The organism is Allobosea sp. AK1 (assembly GCF_006714945.1).
GTDB lineage: Bacteria > Pseudomonadota > Alphaproteobacteria > Rhizobiales > Beijerinckiaceae > Allobosea > Allobosea robiniae.
On sequence record NZ_VFMG01000001.1, the window covers coordinates 205,310 to 223,769 of the forward strand.

The following is an 18,460-nucleotide window of genomic DNA, read 5'->3' on the forward strand; positions in this document are numbered from 1 at the left end:
TCGGTCTGAGGCGGCAGCCGCCCCTTCGGACCGCCGACCCGCCCATGAAACCGGGACGGGATGCGGACTGTCAAAGCGTCCGCGTTCCTTGCAATGGAACAATACAGGCTTGATCTGGAACAGATCGGCGGCCGAGATGCGCAGGCTTCGCAAGCCTGGGAGATTCAACCGATCATGTCCCGCCGCCGCATCCTGCTGGGATCGCTCTTCCACGAGACCCACAGCTTCGTCGACGAAGAGACGACGCTCGCCGACTTCACCATCCGCAAGGGCGCCGAGCTTTTGGCCCGCCGTGGCGACGGTTCGACCATCGACGGCTTCCTCGAGGTGGCGGAAACCGAGGGCTGGGAGGTCCTGCCGACGATCGATTACGGCGCCTTGCCGGCCGGCACGGTCGCTCATGCGGTCTTCGAGCGCTTCCTCGCGGAATTCGATACCGGGCTGAGAGCGGCCCTCGCGGATGGCGGCCTCGACGGCATCTGGCTTGCGCTGCACGGCGCGATGGTCACGACCGCCTGCCTCGACCCGGAAGGCGCGCTGCTGGCCCATATCCGCTCGGTGCCCGGCTGCGAAACCCTGCCGATCTTCGCCGTCTTTGACCTGCACGCCAATTTCACCGCTTCCATGGCACAGCATGCCAACGCTCTCGTCGCCTATCGCGAGAACCCCCACACGGACGCCCGCGAATCCGCCGTCCGCTCCGCGAGATTGCTGGCGAAGTCGCTCGCGAGCGGGGAGCTGCCGCGCATGCTCTCCTGCAACGCCCCCGTGATCTGGCCGCCGACCGGCACCGGCACCGCCGACCGGCCGATGCGCGACCTTGAAGCGCTGGCGCGCGGGATCGAGCAGGAGAATCCGGCGATCTGGGTCGCCAGCGTCGTCGGCGGCTATTCCTTCTCCGATGTGCCCGAGGCCGGCGTCGCCTTCGCGATCGCCTTCACCGGCCCGGAGGCTCCCGCCCGCGAAGCGCTGGAGCGCCTCACCGCGACTGCAATCGAACTTCGCGAATCCGGCTTGCCGGCGGAATGGGACATCGACGAAGCCGTCGCGGAAATCCTGCGCTCGGAAGGCGGCCCCTATATCGTGGTCGAACCGGCGGACAATATCGGGGGCGGCGCGCCGGGCGACGCGACCTCGGTGCTGCGTGCCTTCCTGCGTCATGGCATCGAGAATTGCGCCGTCGCCATCGCGGACCCCGCCGCCGTTGCCGCCATGGCCGGCGCCAGACCCGGCGAGACCCGGAAGCTCTCGATCGGCGGCAAGGGCAGCGCCATCGCCGAAGGCCCGGTCGAGATCGAGGCCAGCTTCGTCAGCGCCAGCGACGGCGAATTCGCGCTGGAGGACCTGAACAGCCATCTCGCCGCCGCGCAGGGCTCGCATTTCAGCATGGGGCCCTGCGTGGTCGTGCAGGTCGCGGGCGTCACGGTGCTGCTGAGCAGCCGCAAGACGCCGCCCTTCGACCTCGGCCAGCTCCGCTCGCAGGGCATCGAGCCGGAGACGCTGAAAGCGATCGGCGTGAAAGCTGCGGTCGCGCATCGGCGCGCCTACGACAAGATCGCCAAGGGCAGCTTCACTGTGGCGACGCCCGGCCCCTGCACCAGTCGGATCACCGGCCTTCCCTACAAGCGCCTGCGCCGGCCGGTATTTCCGCTGGATTGAGGCCGCCCTCACGCCGTCATTCTCGGGCGAAACGCAGCGCAGACCCGAGAATCTCATGACGAGAGGGCGCAAGGAGCCTCCTTCGGCCTGAGATGCTCGGGTCTAGCCCGAGCATGACAGCCATGCCCTCCAAGTGCATTTTCCCTCTTGAACCTGAAGTGGCTACAGCTTGTAGAGAGATGTCCCGTAGCGAAAGAGAGACGGAGACACCTCATGGCCGCCCATCCCGAAACCACCGCCCAGACCCTGTCCTGGAAGGTCGGCGGCATGGATTGCGCGAGCTGCGCGGCGAAGATTCGCGGCGCGGTCGAGCGCCTGCCCGGTGTCAGCGACGTCAGACTCTCAGTGATGTCGGAGACGCTGACGCTCGCGCTCGGCCCCGGCGCGACCACGCCGGAGGCGATCGAGAAGCGCGTCAACGGCCTCGGCTACACCACTGCCGCACTGGCGACACCGGCCACCGCGCACCCCGCGGCGGAACAGGACGCCTGCGGCTGCGGCCATGACCATGGTGGCCATGCACATGACCATGATCGCAAGCACGATCATTCCGGCCACGACCATGCCGGCCATGACCACGCCCCGAAAGGCGCCAAGTCCGCCGCCGCGGCAAAGGATCACGGCCACGGCCTGCCCGGCCATGTCCACGAGGCCACGCCCGATGGCGCGAGCTGGTACCAGACGGCCAAGGGCCGGCTCGTCATTGCCACCGGCCTGTTTCTCGGCGCCGCCTATGCTGCCGGCCTGATCTGGCCGGGCATCGGCCACTGGGCCTTCATCCTGGCCTGCGTCGTCGGCGTCGCCCCCGTGGCGAGGCGCGCCTTCGCCGCGGCCCGCGCCGGCATCCCCTTCACCATCGAGATGCTGATGACGATTGCCGCCATCGGCGCGCTCTTCATCGGCGCGGCCGAGGAGGCAGCTTTGGTCGTCTTCCTCTTCGCGGTCGGCGAGGTGCTGGAAGGCGTCGCGGCGGACCGCGCCCGCGCCTCGATCCGCGCCCTCGGCGACCTCGTCCCCAAGACCGCCATCGTCGAGGAAAACGGCGCGACCCGTCAGGTCGACGCGGCGAGCCTCAGGATCGGCCAGGTCGTGCTGGTCCGCCCTGGCGACCGCATCCCGGCCGATGGCGAGATCACCGACGGCACCTCCGGCATCGACGAGAGCCCGGTCACCGGCGAATCCGTGCCGAAGACCAAGGGCGTCGGCGAGCCCGTCTATGCGGGCTCGGTCAATCGCGAGGCAGCTCTGCGCGTGCGCGTCGACAAGGCGGCCGAGGACAACACCATCGCCCGCATCATCCGTCTGGTCGAGGAGGCGCAGGAGGCGCGTGCCCCGACCGAGCGCTTCATCGACCGCTTCTCGCGCTGGTACATGCCGGCGATCGTCGGGCTTGCGGTGCTGGTCGCGCTGGTGCCCCCGCTCCTGCTCGGCGCCGAATGGTCGGTCTGGATCTACCGGGCTCTGGCGCTGCTCTTGATCGGCTGCCCCTGCGCTCTGGTCATCTCGGTTCCCGCCGCGATCGCCGCCGCCTTGTCGGCAGGCGCCCGCCAGGGCCTGCTGATGAAGGGCGGCGTCGTCATCGAGACCGCCGCCAAGACGGGGCTGGTCGCCTTCGACAAGACGGGAACCCTCACCCAGGGCAAGCCACGCGTCACCGATGTCGTTGCCCTCACCGGCAGCGAGGCAGAGGTCCTGGCCTTCGCCGCCGCGGTCGAACACGGCTCGTCGCATCCGCTGGCCGAGGCGGTGCTGGAGCGCACCCGCACCGACGGCATCGCCTACAAGCCGGCGGCCGAAGCTGCGGCATTGGCCGGCCAGGGCGTCACCGGCAAGGTCGACGGCCGTGCGGTCTTCGTCGGCGCCCCGCGCCATGCCGAGAGCCGCGCGCCCTTCGACAAGCGGGCGCGCATGGCAGCGGAGGAGCTGGAGGCTGCCGGCAAGACCGTCGCCGCCGTCATCGTCGACGGTGCGCTCGCCGGCTTCATCGCGCTGCGCGACGAGCCGCGCGAGGATGCGGCCGCGGCCATCGCCGAGCTCAAGGCGATGGGCATTCGCTCGACCATGCTGACCGGCGACAATGCCCGCACAGGCGCGGCCATCGCGGCTGGCCTCGGCATGGAGCACAAGGCGGAGCTGATGCCCGACGACAAGGTCGCGGCGATCAAGGCCTTCTCCGGCGAGACGGCGGTGATGATGGTGGGCGACGGCATCAACGACGCGCCGGCGCTGGCCGCCGCCAGCATCGGCATCGCCATGGGCTCGGGCACCGATGTCGCGCTGGAGACGGCCGATGGCGCCGTCTTGAAGAGCCGCGTGCGCGATGTCGCGGCGCTGATCCGGCTGGCGCGGGCGGCGATGGGCAATATCCGCACGAATATCGCCATCGCGCTCGGGCTGAAGGCTGTGTTCCTCGTGACCAGCGTGCTCGGCTATACCGGCCTCTGGGTCGCGATCCTCGCCGATACCGGCGCGACCGTGATCGTCACCGCCAATGCGCTGCGGCTGCTGCGCTTCGATGCGGGTAAGGCGAGCTGACGGCGAAAAGGTTGCATGCGCTTGTCATTCCGGGGCGCGCCGCAGGCGCGAAGCCCCGGAATGACAAGGTGACTTGAAGCGTCTGTCAGACCCGGATGTCGGCGAGCGCGCCGGTCTTGTTCGCGTTCTCGCCCTTGGCTTCCATCTGCTTGAGCATTTCGTCGCGGATCTTGGTCATGACGTCGGCCTTGGCCTGGGCGTCGAGCTTGTTGAACTCGTCCTCGCTCATGCCGAGCTTGGCGAGGATCGCGGCCTGAACCCGCTCCTCCGGCGACATCCGCGCAATCTTCAGGAATTCGTCCTCGATCGAGGACGGCGCCGCGACCGAGGCGCTGTTGCTGTTGTCCGCGCTGCTGTCGTTCTGCGCCGCCGGCTTCACCGGATTCGTAAATGGCAGGCTGATCGGCCGGTTCGTGATCGGGTTCGACATGGCTTGCTCCTTTGAGCAAACCGCCAGGCAAGCTTCGGGCCGCCGGGGCCGCTTCACGAAACCGCCCGAGAATCAGCCGTTTACAGGGAGGGCGCACGATTCGTGGCCATGCTCTCCAGGGAATTCGGCAAGATCTGCCCGGCAAACGCTGCCGGATGCCGATTGCTTCGTGGCGAAAATGCGCTCCTTCGATCGTCCGAAAACACCGCCGGACCGATCTCCGCTGCAACGCAAAAGTGCCCCGGCGCACCCGCTCGCCATTTAGCAGTTGCAACATGACTATTTTATAGGCAATCGATAACTACCCTCACGTCCATCCGATCGCATGAGCAATTATTAGGCTGCCGATTTCCGCAATTTTGCCGCAAGCGTTACGTTCAGCGCAGAACGATCCCAGGAAAATGACCGGAACCTTAACTCGTCATGCATTGATTGCATATCGGAGCTGATCGCGTGCCCCTGTTGGAAGCAGGCTGTCCGGTTTATATGCAGTGCACAACGAAATTATCGCTGTGGGCACCGCCCCGGTCCGGAATACTCGCAAGGAAGACCACCATGTTCGTCACCATGATCGCCGCTAAAATCCGCGCCTACCTCCGCTATCGCGAGACCGTTCGCGAGCTCTCCCGTCTGACCGACCGCGAGCTCGACGATCTCGGCCTGTCGCGCTCGGAGATCTCCTTCATCGCGCGTTCGCACGCCGCGGCCTGAAGGCTTGAGAATGAGAACCGCCGCGCATCGGGCGCGGCGCGTTCCGTGTAGTTTCTCCTGAGGCTCGTGATTCCCCTCCCCTCGAGCTTCGGTCGAAGAGCGAATGCCCGCCTCACGGCGGGCATTTTGCATTTCAGGCCGCCTGTCCCTTGACCTGCGCCCCGGCTGCGGACACATCCCAGCCATGGAACCCGTTCACATCATCGGCGGCGGTCTCGCCGGCTCCGAAGCCGCCTGGCAGATCGCCGAGGCCGGCGTCCCCGTCGTCATCCACGAGATGCGCCCCGTCCGCGGCACTGACGCCCACAAGACCGAGGGGCTTGCCGAACTCGTCTGCTCGAACTCCTTCCGCTCCGACGATTCCTCCAGCAATGCCGTCGGCCAGCTCCATTGGGAGATGCGCCGGCTGAACTCGCTGATCATAGCCAAGGGCGATGCCCATCAGGTGCCGGCCGGCGGCGCGCTCGCGGTCGACCGTGACGGCTTCTCGCAGGCCGTCACCGCGGCGCTCGAAGCCCACCCCCTCGTCACCATCGATCGCGGCGAGATCGCCGGCCTCCCGCCGGCCGAATGGAACAACGTCATCATCGCCACCGGCCCTCTGACCTCGCCGGCTTTGGCCGAGGGCCTGCAATCACTGACCGGCGAGGGCGCGCTCGCCTTCTTCGACGCCATCGCCCCGATCGTCCATTTCGATTCGGTCGACATGGATCAGGCCTGGTTCCAGTCGCGCTACGACAAGGCCGGCCCCGGCGGCACCGGCGCCGACTACATCAACTGCCCGCTCGACCGCGACCAGTACGAGGCCTTCATCGACGCGCTGCTCGCCGCCGAGAAGACCGAGTTCAAGGAATGGGAGGGCACGCCCTATTTCGACGGCTGCCTGCCGATCGAGGTGATGGCCGAGCGTGGCCGCGAGACCTTGCGCTGGGGGCCGATGAAGCCGGTCGGCCTGACCAACAAGCATAACCCGACGGTGAAGGCTTATGCCGTGGTCCAGCTCCGGCAGGACAACGCGCTCGGCACCCTGTTCAACATGACCGGTTTCCAGACCAAGCTGAAATATGGCGAGCAGGCTGCGATCTTCCGGATGATTCCCGGTCTTCAGAACGCCGAATTCGCGCGGCTCGGCGGCATCCACCGCAACACCTACCTGAACTCGCCGAATCTGCTCGATGGCCGTCTGCGCCTCAAGGCCGACCAGCGCCTGCGCTTCGCCGGCCAGATCACCGGTTGCGAAGGCTATGTCGAGAGCGCCGCCACCGGCTTGCTCGCCGGCCGCATGGCCGCCGCCGAGCGTCTCGGCCGCGACCTGCCCCTCCCTCCCGCGACGACGGCACTCGGCGCGCTGGTCAACCACATCACCGGCGGCCACATCGTCACCATCGACGAGGGACCGCGCTCCTTCCAGCCGATGAACATCAATTTCGGCCTGTTCCCGCCGATCGAAGGCGTCGCGACCACCGGCCCCGACGGCAAGCGCCTGAAAGGCCCGGCCAAGACCGTCGCCCGCAAGCAGGCCCTGACGGCCCGTGCCAAGGCCGAGATGGAACGCTGGGCCACCGCTCCGGAAGCCAGCGCGGGCTGATCGCGCCATGCACAGAACGGTTGCCGGAAGGACCATCGCATAGAAGCCAAGCTCTCTGCGCATGGGCCGAGCTGCGATTGTCGATTACAGGTCTCCGACAAGAATCCGGAGGCCCCAGGAACCATGGCAACCACGACAGCAACAGCCGGCGGCGCAAGCCAGGCGAATATCCGCAAGGCAGTGACCGCGGCGACGGTCGGCACCGTGATCGAATGGTACGACTACGCCCTCTATGGCGCGGCGTCCGGCCTGATCATCAACAAGCTGTTCTTCCCCAATCTCTCCCCGACGACCGGCGTGCTCGCCGCCTTCGCGACCTTCGCCGTCGGCTATTTCGCCCGGCCCGTCGGCGGCATCGTGATCTCGCATATTGGCGACAAGTTCGGCCGCAAGCCGGCGCTGATCCTGACCATCACGCTGATGGGCCTCGCCACCGTGCTGATGGGCCTGCTGCCGACCTATGAGACGATCGGCATCATGGCGCCGGTCCTGCTGGTGCTGATGCGACTGATCCAGGGCTTCGGCGCGGGCGCCGAGCTCGCCGGCGCGATCGTGCTGGTGGCCGAATACGCACCGGCCAACAAGCGCGCCTTCTATACCGGCCTGCCCAACGCCGCGACGCTCGTCGGCATCATGCTGGCGACGCTGTCCTTCCTCGCGATCTCCTATCTGCCGGAACAGACCCTGCTCGGCTGGGCCTGGCGCGTACCGTTCCTGCTCTCCGGCGTGCTGTTCTTCGTCGCGCTCTATATCCGCAAGCATCTCGACGAGACGCCGGAATATGTCGAGGCGATGGCCCGCGCCGAGGAGCGCAGGCACGAGCAGTCGGTCCCGCTCGGCCAGCTCTTCCGGGAGAGCCCGAAGGAGGTGCTGTTCGGCTTCCTGTCGGTGACCGCCCACAACGCCAACGCCTATATCCTGAGTGCCTTCTCGCTGAGCTACATGATCAACACGGTCGGCATGAGCCGGACGGACGCGCTGATCGCCGTTACCATCGGCTCGCTCTTCGGCATCGTCGGCGTCGGCTTCATGGGCGCGCTGGCCGACAAGATCGGGGCGGCAGCCGTCTATATCTTCGGCTCGCTGGTGATCGGCGTGCTCGCCTTCCCGCTGTTCTGGCTGTTCGACACCGGCAGCCTGCTCTGGTGCACGATCGGCATCGCGCTCGGCTACGGCCTCGGCTTCGGCTCGACCTCGGGCGCACAGGGCGCCTTCCTGACGAACCTGTTCCCGACGCGTTACCGCTTCTCGGGGCTGGCGATGTCGCGGGAACTCAACGGCGTGCTCGTCGCCGGTCCGACGCCCTTCATCGCGCAGGCGCTGGTCGGCGCTGCCGGCGGCCGGCCGACCTATGTCGCGCTCTACATCATCGGCTGCTGCGTGCTCTCGATCGCGGCGATCCTGATCATCCGGAGCCGCTCGGTCCACGTCTGACAGGCCGAAGGCGTCGCGATCAGCGGGACCGCGACGCCCGCCACAGCACCCACTGCCGGCGCCAGGCCGGCAGGGTGATGATGGTGCGGTAGGGATCGTATCCCCCGACCTCCATCCGCTTGAGATAGGGCTCGACCAGCGCCACCGGCAGGAAGGCCGGCTTCAGCCCGGACGGAATCGACTCGCTCAGGCTGGTGAGCTTCTTCAGGTGCCCACGCGCGATCTCGCGCAATTCCTTGAGCGTATAGAGCACGCCCGGCCCGCCGCGCCCGCGCACGATATCGTCGCGTGTCACGCCGTTGCGGGCGAGGATATCCGCCGGCAGATAGACCTGCCCCTCGGCCGCGTGCCATGGGAAGGCACGCATCAGCCCGGTCAGCGCATAGGCGACGCCGGCATGGCCGCAGGCCGTCGCGCCGCCGGGGTCGCGCCCACCGGCGAGGATGATGCAGGCCAGGCGGATCACCGCGCTCGCCGTCTCGCCGGCATAACCTTCCAGGTCGCGCAGCGACGGCATCGGATCGTCGTAGAGATCGAAGATGCGCGCATCGATCAGCGCCGTCAGCGGCGCGACCGGCAGGCGATAGCGTTTGACCGTGTCGAGCAGGGCCGCGGCGACCGGATGTCCTTGCGTCTCGCCGCCTGCCTGACCTTCGAGCACGTCGCGCCACCATTGCAGCCGGACCTCGCCGGGCAGCGGCTCGCTCACCAGTGCCCGGACCCGCGCGATCTCGAGGCTGAAGGCATAGAGCGCATAGAGCGCCGCCCGGCGGTCCTCGGGCGCGTAGAGACCAGCGATATAGCGATCCTGATCCTGTTCGCGGACGAGCTCCGCGCAATGGGCATAAGTCTCCGGCAGGCGCGCCGGCGCGATCTCCCTGCGGTCGTCGGTATCGGTCTGCGGCATCGTCCCGCCTCGGCCCGTCGTCATGTGGCCGCCTTCAATCTAGGGCAAGCGCCCTGCCCCCGCTACGCGTCGTCGGCATGCCCGGTTTCCCGAATCGCCATTCGTCAGTCGACCGCGATCAAAGCCGCAGCCACGCGCCGATCCTCGCCCACCAGAACATTGTAGGTCCGCGCCGCGGCTCCGGTCGCCATGCCTTCGACGGCGATCCCGGCCTGTTTCAGCGGATCACGCAGAGCGGGCGGAATGAAGGCGATATCCGCGCCTGTGCCGATCAGCAGGAAATCGATCGTCCCGGCCTCGTCGAGCACCGGTTGCAGGCTCTCGATCGTCACCTCGGAAAAGCGCATCACCGGCCAGATGCGGATGCCGGCCGGCGTCGCGATGATCGAGCCCTTGTGGCTCATCTCGGCGAAGCGGAACCCGCCCGCGCCGATGGCGTCGAGCGGAAAGCGGCCGGGAACGAAGCCCTCGAAGCGCGGCACGCCGCGTTCAGGCCTTGGCCTTGGCAGCGGAAGCCTTGGCGACGCGCGCCGCCTCCTGCGCTTCCTCACGGGCGCCGGCCGAGCGGACGTCCATGTAGAGCAGCACCGGGGTCGAGATGAACATCGCGGAATAGGTGCAGACCACGACGCCGAACAGCATGACCAGGGCGAAGCCCTCGATTGCCGTGCCACCGAACAGCACGAGCGCCAGCAGCGACAGGAAGGTCGTGGTTGCCGTCATCGCCGTGCGCGACAGCGTCGAGTTCACCGAGAGGTCGAGCAGTTCGGCCACCGGCATGGTCTTGTAGCGGCGCAGCAATTCGCGCGTGCGGTCGAACACCACGACGGTTTCGTTCAGCGAATAGCCGACGATTGTCAGGATCGCCGCGATCGAGGTCAGGTTGAACTCAAGCTGCGTGATCAGGAAGAAGCCGATGGTCAGCACGATATCGTGCAGCGTGCCGAGGATCGCGCCGATCGCCAGCGGCATCTCGAAGCGGAACCAGAGATAGATCAGCACGCCGACGATCGCGAGCACGACGCCGAGCGTGCCGGCCTGCACCAGTTCGCCCGAGACGCGCGGACCGACCGTCTCGACGCGGCGGAAATCATAGCTGGAGGCGAAGGCCTCGCGCGCCTTCACGACGACCGCCTGCTGCGCCGTCTCGCCGCCCGGCTGCATGCCGAAACGCATCGAGACCTCGCCGCCCGAGCCGAATTCCTGCACCTCGGCCTCGCCGAAGCCGAGCCCGTTGGCGGTATGGCGGATCTGGGCGATGTCGACGGCCTGTCCCTTCGTCTGCATCTCGATCAGGGTGCCGCCCTTGAAGTCGATGCCGAAATTCAGGCCGACCGTCAGGAAGAGCGCGAGGACGAGGATCGAATAGGCAGCCGACAGCGGATAGCTGAAGCGACGGAACCAGACGAATTTGAACTTGGTGTTGTCGGGAACGATACGAAGCAGGCGCATGCGCATGGCCAATCTCCTGAGGGGTTGGCAGCGTCAGAACGGGAGGTGCTTGGGCTTGGCCCAGCGGTACCAGATCGCGATCAGCATCCGGGTCAGCGTCACCGCCGTGATGACGGTGGTGAGGATGCCGAGGATGAAGACGACCGCGAAGCCGCGAACCGGGCCGGAACCGAGCGAGAACAGCGCCACGGCCGCGATCAGCATGGTGACGTTGGAGTCGATGATCGTGGCGAAGGCGCGCTGGAAGCCCGCTTCGAGCGCCGAGACGAGGCTGCGGCCCTGATGCTCCTCCTCGCGCATGCGCTCGTAGATCAGCACGTTCGAGTCGACCGCGGTGCCGATGGTCAGCACGATGCCGGCGATGCCGGGCAGCGTCATCGTCGCGCCGAGGAAGGACATCAGGCCGAAGATCAGGCCGACATGGACGAGCAGCGCGATGCTCGCGATCATGCCGAAGATGCCATAGGTCGCCAGCATGTAGATCACCACCAGCACGGTCGCGATCAGGGTCGCCATCTTGCCGGCCTGGATCGAGTCGGCGCCGAGGCCGGGGCCGACGGTACGCTCTTCGACGATCGTCATCCGGGCGGGCAGCGCGCCGGCGCGCAGCAGGATCGCCAGGTTGTTGACCTGCTCGACCGTGAAGTTGCCGGAAATCTGGCCGGAGCCGCCCGTGATCGGCGACTGGATCACCGGCGACGAGATCACCTTGTTGTCGAGCACGATCGCCAGCGGGCGGCCGAGGTTCTCGGTGGTGATCTGGCCGAAGCGCTGGGCGCCGCGGATATTGAAGCGGAAATTGACGATCGGCGTGCCCGAGCGCGAATCGAAGGCCGGCTGCGCGTCGATCAGGTCGGCGCCCTCGACCGAGGGCTGCCGCAGGACCGGCACCATCTGGCCGCCCGCATCCTGCGACGGCAGCATGTCGATATCGGCGCTGTTGGCGTCGCCGACGAGGCGGAATTCGAGCTTCGCGGTCTGGCCGAGGATATCCTTCAGCTTCTGCGGGTCCTGCAGGCCCGGCACCTGCACCAGGATGCGGTCGAGCCCCTGGCGCTGGATGTTCGGCTCGGTCGTGCCGAGCGCGTCGACGCGCCGGCGCAGCACTTCCATCGCCTGCTCGACGGCGCGGCGGATGCGCTCGTTGGAGCCGGCTTCCGTGACCGTGAGCTGGATCAGCCCGTCGGGCTGCTCGGCGATGATGATCGACTGGTTGCCGGAGGGGCCGAAGGCGCCGAGCGTGCCGATCGGCTGGGCGAGCTCGCGCAGCTTGGGCAGAACGCGCCCGCGCTCGGCTGCATCGGGAACGCGGACCTGTACGCCGCGGGGCGTCGTCTGGATGCCGCCCTGGGGTGCGGCGCGCTCCTCGCGCAGGATGCGGCGAACGTCGTCGCGCAGCTGGACGACCTGGCTGCGCACCAGCTCGGCCCGGTCGATTTCCAGCAGGACGTGGGAGCCGCCCTGCAAATCAAGGCCGAGCACCACCGCGTGGATCGGCAGCAATGCGCGCGGAATCCAGGACGGCGCGTTGGTTTCGATGGCCTTGCGCGTCTCAGGCGACAAGAGGTTCGGCACGGCGAGCCCGCAGCCGACGAACAGCACGAGCAGGACGAGGATGACCTTGCGGGCCTGGAGACGAAGCATCTGCGTGAACAGCCTTGTTGTCGTGGCTCAGGCTCCGCAAGCGGAGCCTGACCGTGGCATTCTCAGTTCTTGACCGGCTCGCTCTTGGAGCGGACGTCCTGGATCATGCCGCGCACGATGCGCACGCGCACGCCGTCGGCGATCTCGACTTCCAGCTCGCCGTCGTCGACGACCTTCGAGACCTTCGCGATCATGCCGCCGGAGGTGACGACCGTGTCGCCGCGGCGCACGTTCTTGATCAGCTCCTGATGGCTCTTCGCCCGGCGCTGCTGCGGCCGGATGATCAGGAACCACATGATGACGAAGATCAGCAGGAACGGCACGAGCTGGATCAGCATGTCGGTGCCGCCACCGGCTCCTGTCGCCTGGGCGAAAGCGGGGGTGATCACGAATACACTCCTCTGGTACGGCGGCGGCACGCCGCCGACCGCAGGTCTCTAGACAGAAAGACGCGGCAAAACCATCGCCCGGCCGGAAAATCGCGCGGACTATAGCCAGCAACGCCGTGAAATCAATCGGACGCGCCCGGTCGCCCGCACGCAGCCCCTCACCTATGGGTTGGCCGCCATTCGCGCAATGCCCCTTGCGCGCGATCCACGGCGTGGTTTAGCTAGCGGCAAGAACCGTACCGGACGGTACGGTACGGTTCAACGGCACGAAACGAAGGCACGGATGCCATGACCACGACCGCTCCCGACCAGACGCTGGCCACGCTGCTGCGCATCGCCGATGCCCTGGAGCGCATCGCCCCGCCCCGGCGCAAGGCCGCCGACCTCAAGGCCGCCGACGCCTTCGTCTGGCAGGCGGCGGGTTCGGAGCTCGTGCCGGTGCCGAAGGTCAATCGCGTCGGGCTCTCGCTTTTGCGCGGCGTCGATCGCGTGCGTGACACGCTGGCCGAGAATACCGAGCGCTTTGCCAAAGGCCTGCCGGCCAACAACGTGCTGCTCTGGGGCGCACGCGGCATGGGCAAGTCCTCGCTGGTCAAGGCGGTTCATGCCGACACCAACCAGCGCCTCGCCAGGGAAATGCTGCCGCTGAAGCTGATCGAAATCCACCGCGAGGACATCGAGAGCCTGCCGGCGCTGATGAGCCAGTTGCGCAACGATCCGCACCGCGCCATCGTCTTCTGCGACGATCTGTCCTTCGACAGCGACGACACCTCCTACAAGTCGTTGAAGGCGGTGCTCGACGGCGGCGTCGAAGGGCGACCGGACAATGTCGTGTTCTATGCGACCTCGAATCGCCGCCACTTGCTGCCGCGCGACATGATGGACAACGAGCGCTCGACCTCGATCAATCCGGGCGAGGCGATCGAGGAGAAGGTTTCGCTCTCGGACCGATTCGGTCTCTGGCTCGGCTTCCACAAATGCAGCCAGGACGAGTATCTCGAGATGATCAACGGCTATGCCGGCCATTTCGGTCTGAACGTCGCTGCCGACGAATTGCGCCGCGACGCGCTGGAATGGTCGACGACGCGCGGCTCGCGCTCCGGCCGCACCGCCTGGCAGTACATCCAGGATCTGGCAGGCCGGCTGGGCAAGCGGCTGGAGGGGTAAGCCGAACGCCACCGTCATTCTCGGGCGAAACGTAGCGAAGACCCGAGAATCTCGTTCCGGAAGAGGCGCCCTTTTCTGCCCGAGATGCCCGGGTCGAGCCCGGGCATGACGAGGCCGGGCAAACGAAAAACGGGGCCGCCCTTTTCTAGGGCAGCCCCGTTCTTTTCGATCGGGAGGGTCTCGCGGAACCGATCGAAGGCTGAAACGTCGTCCGCAGCTCAGTTGTTCAGATAAGGCGTCGGATCGACCGGGGCAGAGCCCTTGCGTAGCTCGAAATGCAGCTGCGGCGAGGAGACATTGCCGGTCTGGCCCGAGCTGGCGACGACCTGGCCGCGCTTGACGGCGTCGCCGCGCTTCACCTTGAGCTCGCCGTTATGGGCATAGGCCGAGACATAGCCGTTCGGGTGGCGGATCAGCACGAGATTGCCGTAGCCCTTCAGCTCGCTGCCGGCATAGGCGACCGTGCCGCCCTCGGCCGCCTTGATCGGCGTGCCCTCGGGAACCGCGATATTGATGCCCTCGTTGCCGCCCTTGCCGCTATAGCCGGAGATCACGCGGCCACGAGCTGGCCAGCGGAAATCCGCCTTGTCGGACGCAGCGGTCGCCTCGGTCTCCTGCTTCGGAATGCTGGCGGTGGTCTTCGGCTCGGCGACGGGCTCGGACCGGGGGATCGCGCTCGCCTTCGGCTCGGCCGCAGGCGCGCTGGCCACGACGACGGGCTTGGCCGGCTTCGCCTCGGGCACCGGCTTCACGGCGGCGACCGTGGCAGCAGGCTTGGCCGCCGGCGTCGGCAGAGCCGCGGTCTTGCGGGCAGCCGCCTTGGCCTTGGCCTCGGCGGCGAAGCGGGCGCGGGATTCCTTCATGGCCTGGGCGTCGGCCGTGGCTTTCGCCCTGGCTTCCGCGGCGGCACTGGCCTTCTCCTCGGCGGCCGCCCTGGCCTGCGCCCTGGAATCGGCGGCCGGCGAAGGGGAGCGCGTGGCGGCAGACGGCCCGGCAACGAAGCGCTGGGTCTCGGCCGGAGCCTGGGCAACCTGACGAGCGGGAGCCGCTGAAGCAGCCGCGTTATAGACGGGAATGGTGATCCGCGTGCCGGGAGCGACATTCGCGTTGCTCAGCCCGTTCGCCGACATGATCGCGGCGCGCGGCACGCCGTAGCGCGACGAAATCGTATCGAGGGACTCGCCCTGGGCGAGCACGACCGGCGTGCCGCCCTGCGCGGACCAGCCGGCAGCACTGCCCGAGACGGCCTGCGGCGGCGCGGCATTCAGCGCGACGGCCGATTGCGGCGGCGGCAGCGGCTGCGACCGGACGACAGGCGCGGGATTGACCGGCTGCAGCGGCGCGCTCGCCACCCGCCCGATCGAGCCGGTGGTGGCCGGATCGCGGAAAGGCGTCGGAGCCTGGGCCGACTTGAACGGACTGTCGAAGGGCGTGTCGGTGAAACGCATCGCGTCCGACGAGCATGCACTGACGCTGAGAGCGAACAGGCACACCGTCGACAACCGACGAAGAGTGCGGGGATTGATCGATCCGGCTTGGCTACGCATGAACTGAGTACTCGCGAACGACGCAACTCGATGACGGAGATTAAAGTCCCGTTGAGGTTACGAAAGCGTTTCGCTCAGCCCGCCGTCTTCATTTTTTTGGATTTTTCAAATGGCCTGCATAGACGCCATTGGCATGGCGGCGGTCTCACAAGGCGCGCGAGCGGCCCGGAATCAGCGGCGGCAGGCGCAGGACCGGCCCGGTCGCATGGTCGAACTGTCCATCATCGAGATGGGTGACCACCACCCGTCGCGCCGCGCCCTCGACGCGCAGCGCGCCGACCAGGCGCCCGCCGGGCGAGAGTCGCGCCAGCAGTGCCTCGGGCACCGCCTGGGTGACGCCGTTGACGAGAATGCGGTCGAAGCGGCCGAGCGTCCGGTCGGGCTGGAACCCGTCGGCATGGCGCAGGTCGACGGCTCCGCCGAAGCCGCTATCGGAGACGCGCTCATGCGCAGCCAATGCCAGCGAGCGATAGCGCTCCAGCGAAACGACCTCGCCGCCCATGGCGGCGAGCAGGGCCGAGACGTAGCCCGAGCCGGTCCCGACTTCGAGCACGCGTGCGCCCGGCTGCATGTCGAGCGCCACGAGCAGGTTGGCGACGGTGTGCGGAGCTGTCATCGTCTGGCCGCAAGGCAGCGGCACGGACACGTCCTGCCGGGCGAGATCGGCGAAGCGAGCCGGTGCGAAGCGGTCCCGCGGCACCCGCTCCATCGCGCGCAGCAGCGCGAGATCGCGCACGCCCCGTGCGCGGAGAGAAAGCAGGAAGGCGACGGTACGCTCGCCTTCGCTGGCCGGCGCGTCCTCGCTCATGCCCCTCCCCGCTTCCCGCTCAGGCGAACAGTCGCGCGAAGCGCGTCAGCGTCGGTTCATGCGTCAGGTCGAGTTCCAGCGGCGTGATCGAGATACGCTTCTCCGCCAGCGCCTTCAGGTCGGTGCCGTTGGCCGGCTCCTTGCCGCTGCGCTGGAAGGCGATCCAGTAATAGGGATTGCCGCGGCCGTCCTTGCGCGGTTCGAGCTGCACGATCTCCTGGTCGCGCCGCCCCTGCACCGTGACGGCGACGCCCTCGACCTCGTCCGGCCCGGCATTGGGGAAGTTGAGGTTGAACAGCACGCCCTCCGGAATGCCCTCCTCCAGCAGGCGCCGGATGATGCCCGGCGCGTGGCTTTCGGCGCAGTCCCAGCGGATCGAATCGCGATTGCCCGGCATATAGGCCTGGCTCACCGCGATCGAGGGCACGCCGAGCAGCGTACCTTCCATGGCGGCGGCGATGGTGCCGGAATAGGTCACGTCCTCGGCGACGTTCGAGCCCCGGTTGACGCCGGAGAGCACGAGATCGGGCCGCGCCTCCTTCATGACGGCGCGCACCGCCATGATCACGCAATCAGTCGGCGTGCCCTGCACCGCGAAGCGCTTCTCCTCGATCTGGCGCAGACGCAGCGGATTGGACAGCGACAGTGAATGTGCGACGCCCGACTGGTCTGTCTCGGGCGCCACGACCCAGACATCTTCGGAGAGCTGGCGCGCGATGCGCTCCAGCACGGCCAGGCCCTCGGCATGGATGCCGTCATCATTGGTGACGAGGATACGCATGTCTCAGGCCGCCTTCTCGATCCGCGTCACGCCGCGCATATAGGGCACCAGCACGTCGGGCACGGTGATCGAGCCGTCGGCGTTCTGGTAGTTCTCCATCACCGCGATCAGCGCGCGGCCGACCGCCGTGCCCGAGCCGTTGAGGGTGTGCACGAAGAACGGCCCCTTGCCGTCCCTGGTCTTGTAGCGGGCGTTCATCCGCCGCGCCTGGAAATCGCCGCAGACAGAGCAGGACGAGATCTCGCGATAGGTCTTCTGGCCGGGCAGCCAGGCCTCGATGTCCCAGGTCTTCTGCGAAGCGAAACCCATGTCACCGGTACAGAGCGTCATCACGCGATAATGCAGGTCGAGCTTCTTCAGCACGGCCTCGGCGCAGGCGAGCATGCGCTCATGCTCCTCGCGCGATTTCTCGGGCGCCGTGATCGAGACGAGCTCGACCTTCTCGAACTGGTGCTGGCGCAGCATGCCGCGGGTGTCGCGCCCGGCCGAGCCGGCTTCCGAGCGGAAGCAGGGCGTGAGCGCGGTGAATCGAAGCGGCAGCTCCTCCTCGGAGAGGATTGATTCCCTTGCGAGATTGGTCAGCGGCACCTCGGCGGTCGGGATCAGCCAATGGTCCTCACCGGCGCGGAACTGGTCCTCACGGAACTTCGGCAATTGCGCCGTGCCGAACATCGCATCGTCGCGCACCAGCAGCGGCGGATTGACCTCGGTATAGCCGTGCTCTTCCGTGTGCGTGTCGAGCATGAACTGCCCGATCGCGCGCGATAGCCGCGCGATCTGGCTCTGCAGCACGACGAAGCGCGAGCCGGAGAGCTTGGCCGCCTTCTCGAAATCCATCTGGCCGAGCGCCTCGCCCAGCTCGAAATGCTGCTTGGGGGCGTTGACGCCCTTGAGCAGCCCACGCTCTTCCGGCTTCACGCCATGGACATGCAGCACGACATTGCCGTGCTCGTCGGCGCCATCCGGCACGTCGTCGAAGGGCGCGTTCGGGATCGCGGCAAGCGTCTCGTCGAGCGCGTCCTTGGCGGCCTTCTCCTCGTCCTCCAGCGCCGGCTGCTGCTCCTTGAGCGCTGCGACCTCGGCCTTCAGCTTATCGGCGAGCGCGACATCCTTCGCGCCCATCGCCTTGCCGATCTCCTTGGAGAGCGCGTTGCGGCGCTCCTGCGTGGCCTGCGCCTTGGCGATCGACGAGCGGCGGACATCGTCGAGTTCGAGCAGCGAGGACGACAGCGGCGCCAGGCCCCTGCGTTCAAGCCCCTTGTCGAACGCCGCGGCGTTCTCGCGAATCCATCTGATGTCGTACATCGTCGTCCGGCCATGCCATCGCTGCGGAATGCAGCGATGGATGCTCTAGACCGGGATCACGCGCGAGGGAACCACCGTTGTCGCCATCTCCGCCGTCAATCCG

General features: G+C 67.4%; 16 protein-coding genes. 6 read left to right on the forward strand and 10 right to left on the reverse strand.

The features are described 5' to 3' along the window. Positions 1-174: 174 nt before the first annotated feature. Complete coding sequence (locus FHT98_RS01050; protein ID WP_142111879.1) at positions 175-1,659, forward strand: M81 family metallopeptidase; 1,485 nt, start codon at positions 175-177, stop codon at positions 1,657-1,659. A 213-nt stretch (positions 1,660-1,872) separates the two neighbouring features. Beyond that, complete coding sequence (locus tag FHT98_RS01055; RefSeq protein WP_142111881.1) at positions 1,873-4,194, forward strand: heavy metal translocating P-type ATPase; 2,322 nt, start codon at positions 1,873-1,875, stop codon at positions 4,192-4,194. A gap of 85 nt (positions 4,195-4,279) precedes the next feature. Here the strand turns inward: FHT98_RS01055 and FHT98_RS01060 are convergent, their stop codons facing one another. Next, on the reverse strand, positions 4,280-4,624 hold the full coding sequence (locus FHT98_RS01060; RefSeq protein WP_142111883.1) for a hypothetical protein: 345 nt from the start codon (positions 4,622-4,624) through the stop codon (positions 4,280-4,282). A gap of 555 nt (positions 4,625-5,179) precedes the next feature. On the opposite strand from FHT98_RS01060, the gene FHT98_RS01065 reads away from it, so the two are divergent. The 3 genes from FHT98_RS01065 to FHT98_RS01075 all read left to right on the forward strand — a co-directional run bounded on the left by FHT98_RS01065 (position 5,180) and on the right by FHT98_RS01075 (position 8,357). Continuing rightward, on the forward strand, positions 5,180-5,335 hold the full coding sequence (locus FHT98_RS01065) for a DUF1127 domain-containing protein (RefSeq protein WP_082009515.1): 156 nt from the start codon (positions 5,180-5,182) through the stop codon (positions 5,333-5,335). A gap of 184 nt (positions 5,336-5,519) precedes the next feature. Then, entirely contained in the window at positions 5,520-6,923 is a 1,404-nt protein-coding gene (gene trmFO / locus FHT98_RS01070; RefSeq protein WP_142111885.1) for a methylenetetrahydrofolate--tRNA-(uracil(54)-C(5))-methyltransferase (FADH(2)-oxidizing) TrmFO, read from the forward strand. Between the two features lie 123 nt (positions 6,924-7,046). Continuing rightward, positions 7,047-8,357 carry an MFS transporter gene (locus FHT98_RS01075; protein ID WP_142111887.1) on the forward strand — a complete coding sequence of 437 codons (1,311 nt, stop codon included), beginning with the start codon at positions 7,047-7,049 and terminating at the stop codon, positions 8,355-8,357. Between the two features lie 19 nt (positions 8,358-8,376). Here FHT98_RS01075 and FHT98_RS01080 read toward each other — a convergent pair whose 3' ends face one another. From FHT98_RS01080 to yajC, 5 genes are all read right to left on the reverse strand, one after another. After that, positions 8,377-9,288, reverse strand: a complete 912-nt coding sequence (locus FHT98_RS01080; RefSeq protein WP_248309118.1) for a phytoene/squalene synthase family protein — start codon at positions 9,286-9,288, stop codon at positions 8,377-8,379. Between the two features lie 80 nt (positions 9,289-9,368). After that, a complete protein-coding gene (locus FHT98_RS01085; protein ID WP_248309119.1) occupies positions 9,369-9,746 on the reverse strand; it encodes an Mth938-like domain-containing protein in 378 nt (125 codons plus the stop codon). Positions 9,747-9,753: 7 nt separating this feature from the next. Continuing rightward, a complete protein-coding gene (gene secF, locus FHT98_RS01090; protein WP_061968272.1) occupies positions 9,754-10,716 on the reverse strand; it encodes a protein translocase subunit SecF in 963 nt (320 codons plus the stop codon). A 33-nt stretch (positions 10,717-10,749) separates the two neighbouring features. Next, positions 10,750-12,360, reverse strand: coding sequence for a protein translocase subunit SecD (secD, locus tag FHT98_RS01095; protein WP_061967500.1), 1,611 nt, complete (start codon positions 12,358-12,360; stop codon positions 10,750-10,752). Positions 12,361-12,422: 62 nt separating this feature from the next. Then, entirely contained in the window at positions 12,423-12,698 is a 276-nt protein-coding gene (yajC, locus tag FHT98_RS01100; protein WP_061968270.1) for a preprotein translocase subunit YajC, read from the reverse strand. Positions 12,699-13,037: 339 nt separating this feature from the next. Between yajC and FHT98_RS01105 the strand changes: the two genes are divergently transcribed. Next, on the forward strand, positions 13,038-13,916 hold the full coding sequence (locus FHT98_RS01105) for an ATP-binding protein (RefSeq protein WP_113584327.1): 879 nt from the start codon (positions 13,038-13,040) through the stop codon (positions 13,914-13,916). Positions 13,917-14,134: 218 nt separating this feature from the next. On the opposite strand, the gene FHT98_RS01110 is transcribed toward FHT98_RS01105, so the two are convergent. The 4 genes from FHT98_RS01110 to serS all read right to left on the reverse strand — a co-directional run bounded on the left by FHT98_RS01110 (position 14,135) and on the right by serS (position 18,357). Next, on the reverse strand, positions 14,135-15,364 hold the full coding sequence (locus tag FHT98_RS01110; RefSeq protein WP_113584328.1) for a LysM peptidoglycan-binding domain-containing M23 family metallopeptidase: 1,230 nt from the start codon (positions 15,362-15,364) through the stop codon (positions 14,135-14,137). A gap of 244 nt (positions 15,365-15,608) precedes the next feature. Continuing rightward, complete coding sequence (locus FHT98_RS01115; protein ID WP_061967494.1) at positions 15,609-16,271, reverse strand: protein-L-isoaspartate O-methyltransferase family protein; 663 nt, start codon at positions 16,269-16,271, stop codon at positions 15,609-15,611. Positions 16,272-16,290: 19 nt separating this feature from the next. Then, on the reverse strand, positions 16,291-17,052 hold the full coding sequence (gene surE, locus FHT98_RS01120) for a 5'/3'-nucleotidase SurE (protein WP_113584329.1): 762 nt from the start codon (positions 17,050-17,052) through the stop codon (positions 16,291-16,293). Positions 17,053-17,055: 3 nt separating this feature from the next. Then, on the reverse strand, positions 17,056-18,357 hold the full coding sequence (gene serS / locus FHT98_RS01125; protein WP_113584330.1) for a serine--tRNA ligase: 1,302 nt from the start codon (positions 18,355-18,357) through the stop codon (positions 17,056-17,058). Positions 18,358-18,460 lie beyond the last annotated feature (103 nt).